At 34.4% G+C, this 10,192-nt stretch carries 10 protein-coding genes and 2 pseudogenes; 5 read left to right on the plus strand and 7 right to left on the minus strand.

The window, feature by feature from the left end:
* Entirely contained in the window at positions 1-1,164 is a 1,164-nt protein-coding gene (locus WDZ98_RS09455) for a thiolase domain-containing protein (RefSeq protein WP_368060189.1), read from the minus strand.
* 47 nt (positions 1,165-1,211) lie between these two features.
* Here WDZ98_RS09455 and WDZ98_RS09460 point away from each other — a divergent pair, with 47 nt between their 5' ends.
* Entirely contained in the window at positions 1,212-1,679 is a 468-nt protein-coding gene (locus WDZ98_RS09460; protein WP_368060187.1) for a DNA topoisomerase, read from the plus strand.
* Here WDZ98_RS09460 and WDZ98_RS09465 read toward each other — a convergent pair.
* The 6 genes from WDZ98_RS09465 to WDZ98_RS09490 all read right to left on the minus strand — a co-directional run bounded on the left by WDZ98_RS09465 (position 1,663) and on the right by WDZ98_RS09490 (position 7,554).
* Positions 1,663-2,469, minus strand: coding sequence for a carbon-nitrogen hydrolase family protein (locus WDZ98_RS09465; protein WP_368060185.1), 807 nt, complete (start codon positions 2,467-2,469; stop codon positions 1,663-1,665). The genes WDZ98_RS09460 and WDZ98_RS09465 overlap by 17 nt on opposite strands.
* A 166-nt stretch (positions 2,470-2,635) precedes the next feature.
* On the minus strand, positions 2,636-2,812 hold the full coding sequence (locus tag WDZ98_RS09470; protein ID WP_048114848.1) for a 4-oxalocrotonate tautomerase family protein: 177 nt from the start codon (positions 2,810-2,812) through the stop codon (positions 2,636-2,638).
* Between the two features lie 33 nt (positions 2,813-2,845).
* Positions 2,846-3,613, minus strand: coding sequence for a rhomboid family intramembrane serine protease (locus WDZ98_RS09475; RefSeq protein WP_368060183.1), 768 nt, complete (start codon positions 3,611-3,613; stop codon positions 2,846-2,848).
* A gap of 134 nt (positions 3,614-3,747) precedes the next feature.
* The gene (locus tag WDZ98_RS09480) at positions 3,748-5,238 is read right to left on the minus strand and encodes a sialidase family protein (protein WP_368060181.1); all 1,491 of its coding nucleotides are present in this window, start codon (positions 5,236-5,238) and stop codon (positions 3,748-3,750) included.
* 8 nt (positions 5,239-5,246) lie between these two features.
* Positions 5,247-6,752, minus strand: coding sequence for a hypothetical protein (locus tag WDZ98_RS09485; protein ID WP_368060179.1), 1,506 nt, complete (start codon positions 6,750-6,752; stop codon positions 5,247-5,249).
* A gap of 13 nt (positions 6,753-6,765) precedes the next feature.
* The gene (locus WDZ98_RS09490) at positions 6,766-7,554 is read right to left on the minus strand and encodes a hypothetical protein (RefSeq protein WP_368060177.1); all 789 of its coding nucleotides are present in this window, start codon (positions 7,552-7,554) and stop codon (positions 6,766-6,768) included.
* A gap of 126 nt (positions 7,555-7,680) precedes the next feature.
* On the opposite strand from WDZ98_RS09490, the pseudogene WDZ98_RS09495 reads away from it, so the two are divergent.
* The 4 genes and pseudogenes from WDZ98_RS09495 to WDZ98_RS09510 all read left to right on the plus strand — a co-directional run.
* Positions 7,681-7,809: pseudogene (locus tag WDZ98_RS09495) on the plus strand (winged helix-turn-helix transcriptional regulator); the annotation flags it as partial.
* 57 nt (positions 7,810-7,866) lie between these two features.
* Complete coding sequence (locus tag WDZ98_RS09500) at positions 7,867-8,211, plus strand: ArsR family transcriptional regulator (RefSeq protein ID WP_368060741.1); 345 nt, start codon at positions 7,867-7,869, stop codon at positions 8,209-8,211.
* The gene (locus tag WDZ98_RS09505; RefSeq protein WP_368060175.1) at positions 8,212-9,528 is read left to right on the plus strand and encodes a cytochrome c biogenesis protein CcdA; all 1,317 of its coding nucleotides are present in this window, start codon (positions 8,212-8,214) and stop codon (positions 9,526-9,528) included.
* Positions 9,529-9,885: 357 nt separating this feature from the next.
* Positions 9,886-10,192, plus strand: a pseudogene (locus WDZ98_RS09510) (hypothetical protein); the annotation flags it as partial.

A 10,192-nucleotide genomic window follows, 5' to 3' on the forward strand; every position in this document is an offset into this window, starting at 1 on the left:
TTACACACTTTGGAATATATGAACAGCACAACTTGCACCAGTTGCACCAAAGTTATGAGTTAAACCAATTTTAGCATCTTTAACAGTTCTTGCACCAGCTTTTCCAGTTAGTTGATCAAATACTTCTACTACTTGTCCAACACCTGTAGCTCCGATTGGATGTCCTTTTGATTTAAGACCACCTGATGGGTTAATAGAAATATCAGAATTTAATTTTGTTCTACCTTCACGAACAGCTTGAATACCTTTTCCTTTCTCAAAGAATCCCAAGTCTTCAGTGTCAACTACTTCTGCAATGGTAAAGCAATCATGTACTTCTGCAAAGTCAATATCTTTTGCAGTTATTCCTGCCATTTTGTATGCATCTGCTACTGCAATCTTTGTACTAGGGATTGTTGTCATATGTTCACGTCCTTGTAATGCAGCTGGTGATCCACCTCTGCCAGAACCAATTACTTCAATATAATCACCACCATGTTCTTTTGCAAACTTTTCAGAGCAAAGAATAACAGAACTTGCACCATCAGAGAACGGACAGCAATCATAAAGTTTTAGAGGACTAGCAACTACTGCAGAATTCATTACATCATCAATTGTAATTTTCTTTTGCATGTGAGCTTTTGGATTAAGAAAACCATTATCATGATTCTTTACTGCAACTGCTGCAAAGTCTTCTTCAGTTGCATCAAACTCATTCAAGTAAGCTCTTGCCATTGATGCGAATAAACCTGGAAATGATGCACCTGCTTGGCCTTCATAAAAAAAGTCAGAACAATATGCAAAATAAGTTGTTGTCCATTCAGTTCCTGTGTGAGTTACTTTTTCAACACCAGTGACGACTAGACAATCATAAAATCCTGCTGCGACATTGGCATATGCTTCTCTAAATGATACAGAGCCACTTCCACATGCAGATTCTATTGTTAATGATGGTTTATCTGGAATTCCCAATCTACTCATTAAGACAGGACCTATGTGGACCTGTTTGTCAGCAACACCAAAGACGTTTGAAATGTAAGATGCTTTGATGTCTTTTGGAGAAATACCTGCACTTTCTATAGCTGCAACAGATGCCTGAGTAGTAATATCTGCGATACTTTCACTTAATTTTCCATATTTTGTGCTACCTGCACCAAGAACACAAACCTTTTCCACAAATGTCACTGACCCATTTCCCTATAAAAATTGTTTTAGTAAATCCATCATAGAAAATGCCATCAAAGAAAACAAGCCTCAAAGCTGTTCAGATCAAAAAGCCCATACTAAGACATGTAGTGAAAACTTCAAAGTCAAAAAGTGAGATCTTCAAAAAAGAAATCATACAATATTTTGATAGTAACGGATTTCTTTCTTGGTCCTCAAAAGAAAAAAAATATCTCATTCTTGGAACTAACTCTCCAAAAAATGGACTAGTACCATGTCCTGAATGTAAACTAGGGGAGTTGATGGTGATTAAATCAAAAGCAACAAGAAAGCGATTCATGGGTTGTTCAAACTTTTATGGTGGTTGCAAAGCATCATCACCGTTATTACAAAAAGCAAGGTTAAGGGCTACAAAGATGCCATGTGATGTATGTAAATGGCCAATGATAATTTTTCGTTATTCACGAAAACAAAAATGGACAAAACAATGTGGAAACTTTAATTGTGAAAGCAGAAAAGTCAAGCCTTCAAAGTAGGATAAACATCAGTTCTTCGATTTTTTAATAGCGGTAAAACTTTACGTGTTTGTTTTACTTTGTTTAGATCAATATTTACAAAACTTATTCCTTGCTTCTTTTTCATGTCAAGTAAAATTTTTCCATACGGATCAACTACCAAACTTCGTCCACAGTAGATATTTCCAACCTGATCTGGTGCAATTACATAACATCCATTTTCAATCGCTCGTGTTTTGTTAATTGTAATCCAATGTTCTTCTTTCATCTTACCCTTAACCCAAGCAGATGGCGCTACTAAAACTTCAGAGCCTGCAGCTGCAAGTGATCTTGACATTTCAGGGAATCTTAAATCATAGCAGATCATCATGCCGAGTTTTCCAATAGATGTTTTGACTGGCTTTGAAATTTTTGAGCCTGAGATCATTTTGTCAGATTCTTTGAATCCTAATGCATCATAGAGATGAATTTTTCTGTATGTAGAGATTACCTTGCCTGACTTGTCAATTACAAATGCTGTATCATAAACTCGATCTTTTTTTCTGCTCTTCTCATAAAATGAGCCTATAACTTGGATTTTATTTTCCTTTGCAGCTTTTGCAATTGTTGTAACAAAATTTCCGTTAATTGTTTCAGATAAATCTGATAATTGTTTTGCAGTTTGAGACGAATTTGTATAAAACATCATAAATTCTGGAAATGCACATAGAGTTGCATTTTTTGCAGCTGCTTTAGAAATGAGCGAGATTATTTTTTTTAGATTGATTTCTTTGTTAGTTGATGCCGTGAATTGAACTACGCCAACCTTCATGAAACTAATTAATAACATGACAATAAAAGGATAAACTCTTGGTACAAACATAAAATGTACCATTTTCTTATTATGCAAATTTGATTAATAGAAATCAAACCGACCATAGTGTGTATGTCAACCCTTGACTGGAGGGAATCATCCAGTCAATTATTTTTAAAAATAATTAAAGTTGGTTTCCTGCTAAAAACCAATTTTCTTTAGGATTGTCTTCAAAAACAACAATGACATGACTTTCTTTTGTCTTTAGAATTTCAACTGCTGATTTTGTGATTGCTTTTGCATATTCGTCTTTTTGTTCCTGTGTTCTACCAGGATACATTGATACTGTAATCAAAGGCATGAAAATTTTAAACAAAATCAGTGATTTATTCTTTCAATAGTCTGGTCTGTAACCATATCTGGTACCATATGTAAAGTCAGAACTGTGCATTTTTTTGTAGATATAACCAGTTCCTAGACCAACAACAAATCCACCAATATGTGCAAGATATGCCACACCACCACCTGCAACACCAAATCCTCCAATGAAAAATGGAAGTAAATTTTGGAAGATTAACCAAAATGGTAAGAACCAACGAGCCTGAATGTGCATCATTCTCCAAATGAAACCAAGCATCAAAAAAGTTTGAATTCTTGTTCTTGGAAACATTATAAGATATGCACCCAACACTCCTGAAATTGCACCAGATGCTCCAACTGCAGGAACTGCACTACTAACATCTCCAAGTATGTGAATTAATCCTGCAGATATACCCCACATTAAATAAATTCCAAGATATTTTATTTTACCAAATTTCAGTTCAATGTTGTCACCAAAAATCCATAGAAACAACAGATTACCACCAAGATGAAGTAATCCACCGTGCATGAAAGTAGATGTTAACAATGAAATTTCTGGAAATGTTGGACATTGTAGTATTCCATTGCCGGTATCTATTCCACTAGATTCTCCTGTAATACAAGCTGGAACCGCACCCCAATTGTAAAACATCACATATGCATTTTGATTTGAAAAATCAAAAAATTGTCCTGTATATGCAACTTGCATAAAAAATACAATTACATTTACAATGATTAGTGCGATGGTAACTTTTGGTTTGAATCCAGGCGGATGTGGATTCTCATCTCGTAATGGAAGCATTTGATAATTTAAGTGGGTAAAATTTGTATAATAAGATTATTCAAGACTTGTTAAAAGGAAAAACTAGATCATAATTGTAAAAACAACTACGATCCCATAATGGGATTAGGATTATTTGTTTATCTATATCACAATCAACTAACATTAATCACAGATAGTTTTACATCATTACCTTCAATCCATGATATTGTGATCTTATCACCTGTACTAGAAGTAAATGGATAATGTTTTGTTATATCACCTTTTGCAAAGGGACCGTTCCTTATGACATCTCCATTTTTATCAACTACTGCAAGATGGATGCTTCCATTTCCAACATATTTGTAATCTTCTGCATAAGTTGGACCTTTCTTCATGCCTTCAGAGTTTACAAACACAATCCATGCGTTATCATCATTGTCAGTTACAACATATTGGCTGGTTGGAGGTATCCATTTTTCAGACAGCAGATGAATTGGTGTAGGATTGTTAAATGATGCGCCTTTGTCATCAGAATAGGCATAGTAAAATCCTTGACCATCCGGCGCCGTTTCACTTCCAGTGAACCATGCTATATGCAATCGTTCTCTGCTATCAAAAGCCATTCCAGGACCAGCATCAGGACAACCGTTCATAAACCATTTATCGTTTCCAACTTTAACAGGATCAGTAAACTGTTTTGCTAAACCACTATCTGTTGAATGAGATACAGTGATGTCACGAATGACTATTTTATCAAATGAACCTTGATAATCGGTTCTTGTTTCATTGATAAGAGGTTGTACAGTATTTAGAAAAGTAGAACGAGATGAAGAATACACCTCATTGTTTGGTCCAATTGTATTTACGGTGGCACAGCATTGACACGCTGAATGATCAGTTATAGTGCTTTTTTCAAATGTTTTACCACCATCCATAGAGCTTACCATTTTAAGTACAGTTGGTGTACCAGAATCATCTTTGCCTTTTGAATAATCCAAATTAAGATATGAAATGTAAACATGATTGTCATCAGAAACTGTAACGTATGGGTATGACTGTTCGCCTCTAGGATCATCAGGTGATGGATTTTTAGAAGATTCGAATGTTTTTCCGCCATCAAGTGATCTTGAATATAGTAAGGTTATTTCTCCCCAAGGGAATTTATCAGGATCAGAATAATCCGCATTGTACCAAACCACATTTACTTCACCATTTGGGCCAATTGCCAGTCCGGGAGCACTCCATTGTGCATCAAGAACAACGTCACCTTCATTTTCATTTACTCGTATAGGTTCTGAAAAGGTTTTTCCGTCATCATCTGAACGTATTGCAAATAAATTACCACCTTGATTTTCAGATTCTTTAAAATAAACTGAGTAAATAGAGCCAGAATTTTTATCAATTGTTATAGATGGGGTTGTAGCATTATAAACTGTAAAATATACTGCTTGGTTTATTTCTTTTTCAATTTTGTTTTTTGTATTTTGTACCGTTTCAGGAATTACAGAAGAGGATGAGGGTGTTACAGAATCCATATTCTCAGATGGGTTATTGGAAATCTCAGAAACAGAATTGGTTGTTTCTTGTGTAGACAATAAAGCCACAACGGATATGCTTGCTACAACAATTGCTCCAATTATACCAAAGAGTATTTTTTTGTTCATTTTGACTCCTATGTCAGTTGCATCGATACAAGTTCAAGGCCGTCGTGATCTGCATATCCAAGAAGCATTTTATCATTGAAATACACCATGGTTGGAAGCGCGTGTGAACTTCCAATGTTAAATTCTTGTTTATCTATAAGATTTCCTGTCTTGTCATATGCAAAGATGTGTATCACTCGTTCGGGGTTTAGCAGAGCCCAGCTTTTTTCGGTAACTGTTGGATCATTAAGCATTATAAATGAAAACCATACGTTATCATTTTTGTCAACTGCAACTTGAATTTTGTGATGATTTAATGCTACAAAATCTGCGGAGAATAAAGCGATGGGTTTGCTAAATGTCTTTCCTCTATCATCAGAATATACATAATAAAAGCCAATTTTTCCATCCTCTCCAGCTCCTGTATAGTATGCAATGTATAGTCGTCCATTGTCATCAAATGCCATACCTGCTCCGAGAGAGGGGCATCCTTTGTAATTCCATTTTGCGTCCTGAATGCGGATTGGTTCTGTCCATTCCAGACCAATTCCGCCATCTGTGGTATGTGAAAAGAGCATATCTCGTGCAGTAGTATACTCTGTAGGTGGAGCAATTAGTCCTTCCTCGTATGCCTTGCGTTCCGATTCTGAAAGTCCTTCTATCCATTCCTCTTGACTTGAATAATAATTAGAATACTTGTCTGATGAGCTGACTGGACTCGTGTATTGTTTGTCGCTTGTCCTCCATACCACATAGACTTCACCATCAGGTCCGGTCGTGGTAGATATAGGACAGCATTGACATGATTGAGCATCCATCATTATCTGTTGGAATGTTTTGCCACCATCATCTGATCTCATTATTGGAGTTTGAGTTACATAGTCAATAGTCTGTGTGTTATATGTGACTCCGCCACCATCAAGAAAGACCAAGTCGTTGTTAACATATGGCATCAACAATACACCTTCTTTAGTGACCTCAAGTTCAGGATAGAGTTTTTCACTTTTTGGTAGAGCAGATGCCGGATCTATACTAGGTTCAAATGTGTGGCCATAATCCATGGACTTTGTACTCCTCAAATTCATAATACCACCCCAAAAATCAGGATGTTCACCAGGATGGTTCCAAACTACATACATCTCACCATCTGGGCCAAATCTGATTGGCATTACAGTTCCCTGATCGGGATCTACATCCACATCGTTTACTTTTACAGGAGGGGAGAAAGATTTCAAGTCAGAAGATGTGGTCATGTATAGATTTGTCATGTTATTTTGGGATTGGGCGTAAGCTAGATGCATAGAACCAGTATTAGGGTTAATTGCTAATGCAGGAGAAGATGCATTAGATATTGACATTGTATGTGATACTACAATGTCTTTTGTGACAGTTGAAATCATAGAGGAAGTTGTTATGTTGGTATCAGATATCTGAGATTGATCATCATATAAGTAGAAAAAAGACGTCATCGCAACTGCAGTTATAACAATTATAAACACTGCAATTGCAGACGGAATTAGAATTTTTTTGTTCATATTACATCATTGATTATTTATTCCATGTATTTTCAGGCAATACTTGAGATACGGAAGCTTGTTTTTGTTTGTTGGCTATGTGTTCGTCACTAGTTTTTTGTGTATTTTGTTTCATTAGTTTTGTGTGGATATTGGTTTTAGCATCTGCGATGGATTTTTCATTTAATGGTTTGAATCCATCACATTCGTATGTGAATATATCGACAAATGCTCTTGCGCCACCACCATTTGGATCATATGTAAAGACACCATCATACAATGTATCTACTTTGTAATCAATTATCTTACAATCAGTGTATTTAAAAACACGTACCGGAACATTATCTTGTACTAATCCAATGTAAAAATCACTTTGTCCGTACTTCATCTTATATCCAACATCTTGCATTTCCCAGACATAATCAACCATATCATACAACATATGATGATTTGGAGTAACTAGACCTTCTAGAACAAACGTAGGCTTGTCTGAGTTTACCTTATCACCACTTTTAGTTCTGTCAAAGCCAGATACCTGTGAATAGTATGTGAAATCCTTGCTATGCATTATTCCTTGTGTTGACTCGTAAACAACAACAAGACCTATGTCATGTACTGTTGCATATGTCATCATTGTTTTATCCTTAGGTGGTGCGGGATTTGCGTCAGTGAAATAAGAATCAAGAGATGTATCGTCTTCATGCATGTCATGGTTAGAATCTTCTTCTGTCCCGTGTATTGCATAGATGTCATTTGCAGATAATGCAAAGAGTATGGATACGCCAGCAATCAAAAGCATAACCCATGTGTTTTTGTTAGTCATTGTGCTATGCTAAAATTATATTATAATTAAAACAATTGGTACATTGTTAAGATGTTCTATAGTACAATCGATAAATGAACCAATTTCATTATCAATGATTTAGAACTTAGAAAACCAGAATTAAAATTGAAATCACATAACAATAGAGAAACAACTATAATAACAAAAATAAAAAACAATCCAGGCATAAGATATAGGGAGCTTTCAAAGATAACAAAAATACCAAACAGTACAATTGGATATTATATAAAAAAACTAGAAAGAAATCAAAACATAGTGACATCCAGAATTGATAATTCATGTAGGTTTTTCATGCCTGAATTTAACGAAAGTCAGTGTCGTATCATAACTATGTTGAGAGGTAAAAACACAAGAAAGATTATGATTGCATTAGAAAACGATATGCTGACGTTTTCTTTACTTGTTGAACAATTAAAAATTAATCCATCAACCATTTCCATTAACCTAAAAAAATTAATTAGTTTTAGAATTGTAGAAAAAAATAAAAAGAATAAATTTACATTAAAGACAAAAGATATTACAAAAATGATCAACAAATACAAATCAATGACAGCTATTTTTGGTACTGTGTTATTTTATAATATTTTACAGAATCAGAATAATTTTATGTTGATTAATTTAAGTGGGTTTGTCTAATTGAAATATAAACATTGTTTACAAAATGCATATAGTGTTAAGACAAATAATATTTCTAAAGTTTTATTTGCATCATTATTTTTGTTTTTCTTGTTTGCAATAAGTCAACCAGTTTTTGCTGAAACTATACAATACCAAGCTACAGATACAGAAGGAACCGTGGTCAATATTTCAGATTACAAAGGAAAAGCAGTGATGTTAAACGGTTGGGCTACATGGTGCACAGAATGTAAAAAAGAGATGCCATATCTTGAGTCACTCTATCAAGAATTTTCAGCTGATGGATTCACTGTAATAGGTGTAAGTACAGATAACAAATTTAGTGATGATAAAGTATTAGCATTTGCAGAACAGTTAGGCGTCACATATACCATATGGAGAGATCCTGATGATCGTTTTACACCAACATTTAGAGCAATAGGACTTCCACATACTGTTTTATTTGACAGAGATGGAAATGTCGTACAAGTTTGGAAAGGAGCATTTGATCCGTTATCAGATGAAACAAAATATTATGTCAATATCGCATTAGGAAATATAAAAGAAGATTCTAAACAAGAACAAATTCAAACGGTCAGTTTAGTAGTGGCATTTGCAGCAGGATTGTTAAGTTTCCTATCACCATGTGTACTTCCTTTAGTTCCGGTTTATGCCACATTCATTTCTGGATTAAACATCAAAGAGAGTACAGCTGAAAATAACGTGGTCTCAGGAAAGACTACACTAAACCAGTACAAGACAATTACTAACGGAATATTATTTGTAACAGGATTTTCCCTAGTTTTTATTATTCTTGGAACATCAGTGGCATACGTAAGTTCATTTTTTACAGACTCATCATTTTGGATTGAAAAGATTGGAGGAGTTGTTGTTATTGTTTTTGGATTACATATAGCAGGATTGCTTAAAATTCCTAGACTAGAACGACAGATGAAGTTTAACGTGATGCAAAAGGGCAAGAGAGTAGGACCATTAATTGTTGGAATGTCTTTTGGTGCAGGTTGGACTCCATGTATTGGACCTATTCTTGCAACAATTTTGACACTTGCTGCATCCAGTTCATCTGCAATTACTGGAACCACATTACTTTTAGTTTATTCTCTAGGTCTTGCGATTCCATTTATCATCTGTGCAGTTGCAATAGACAGAGTAATGTTTATTCTAAAAAAACTACAAAAACGTATGAATTTAATTGAAAAGATTAGTGGCGGTCTTTTAATCGGTGTTGGTATACTATTGTTAAGTGGTTCATTTTCTATACTAAATTCTGCATTTAGTAAAGACATTACAACGAGCATTATTCAAAATGATTTGTAAGTTATTCAATTTTTTACTTTTAAATGTTATCAAGGTTGTAATCACATGAAAGAGTGAATGAAATTTACAAATTAATATCATGATACAGTTAACAAATAGTTCAAGTTTTTTCAATTATTTTTTTATTTTTTCAAATAACAAAAATCATAAAATTAAGCATTATTTGAAATGAATGTTTTCATATTATTAAAAAAATTAGAAATAAATTAAAAATTACCGAGACGATGAATAAACAATTCGGAAGCACGTGTATTTCACAATCGGCGTTAACAATAATACTAGTAACCTAAAAAGAAATTTGGTCTATTTGACAAATGTACCAAAATCATTAACATATGTAGTCCAAAATAATGATTTATGCACTCCAAAATAGTATTTCTTTTTGTATTTGCTATAGCAATTGGTTCAGTTAGTAGTGCATATGCACACAAGTATCAAGTTATAGACGAATACAAAGTTGAGATCGGATGGGATAAAGAACCGCCAATTCAAGGAATTACTAATTCTATTGAATTGACAGTTACTCACGCTACTGAAGCAGAAAAACAAAAAGCTGCTATGGATTCCAGCGATCCTATGGATCATGATGAAATGAAACATGATGAAGGCATGGATCATGATGAAATGAAACATGATGAAGGCATGGATCATGATGAAATGAAAC

The sequence above is a fragment of the Candidatus Nitrosopumilus sp. genome, from assembly GCF_040878665.1.
Lineage (GTDB): Archaea > Thermoproteota > Nitrososphaeria > Nitrososphaerales > Nitrosopumilaceae > Nitrosopumilus.

What these genes read in the sequence shown, in the direction of transcription:
- WDZ98_RS09460 (WP_368060187.1), top strand. Translation starts at nt 1,212, where the DNA reads ATGCCATCAAAGAAAACAAGCCTCAAAGCTGTTCAGATCAAAAAGCCC.
- WDZ98_RS09465 (WP_368060185.1), bottom strand. Translation starts at nt 2,469, where the DNA reads ATGAAGGTTGGCGTAGTTCAATTCACGGCATCAACTAACAAAGAAATC.
- WDZ98_RS09470 (WP_048114848.1), bottom strand. Translation starts at nt 2,812, where the DNA reads ATGCCTTTGATTACAGTATCAATGTATCCTGGTAGAACACAGGAACAA.
- WDZ98_RS09475 (WP_368060183.1), bottom strand. Translation starts at nt 3,613, where the DNA reads ATGCTTCCATTACGAGATGAGAATCCACATCCGCCTGGATTCAAACCA.
- WDZ98_RS09480 (WP_368060181.1), bottom strand. Translation starts at nt 5,238, where the DNA reads ATGAACAAAAAAATACTCTTTGGTATAATTGGAGCAATTGTTGTAGCA.
- WDZ98_RS09485 (WP_368060179.1), bottom strand. Translation starts at nt 6,752, where the DNA reads ATGAACAAAAAAATTCTAATTCCGTCTGCAATTGCAGTGTTTATAATT.
- WDZ98_RS09490 (WP_368060177.1), bottom strand. Translation starts at nt 7,554, where the DNA reads ATGACTAACAAAAACACATGGGTTATGCTTTTGATTGCTGGCGTATCC.
- WDZ98_RS09500 (WP_368060741.1), top strand. Translation starts at nt 7,867, where the DNA reads ATGCCTGAATTTAACGAAAGTCAGTGTCGTATCATAACTATGTTGAGA.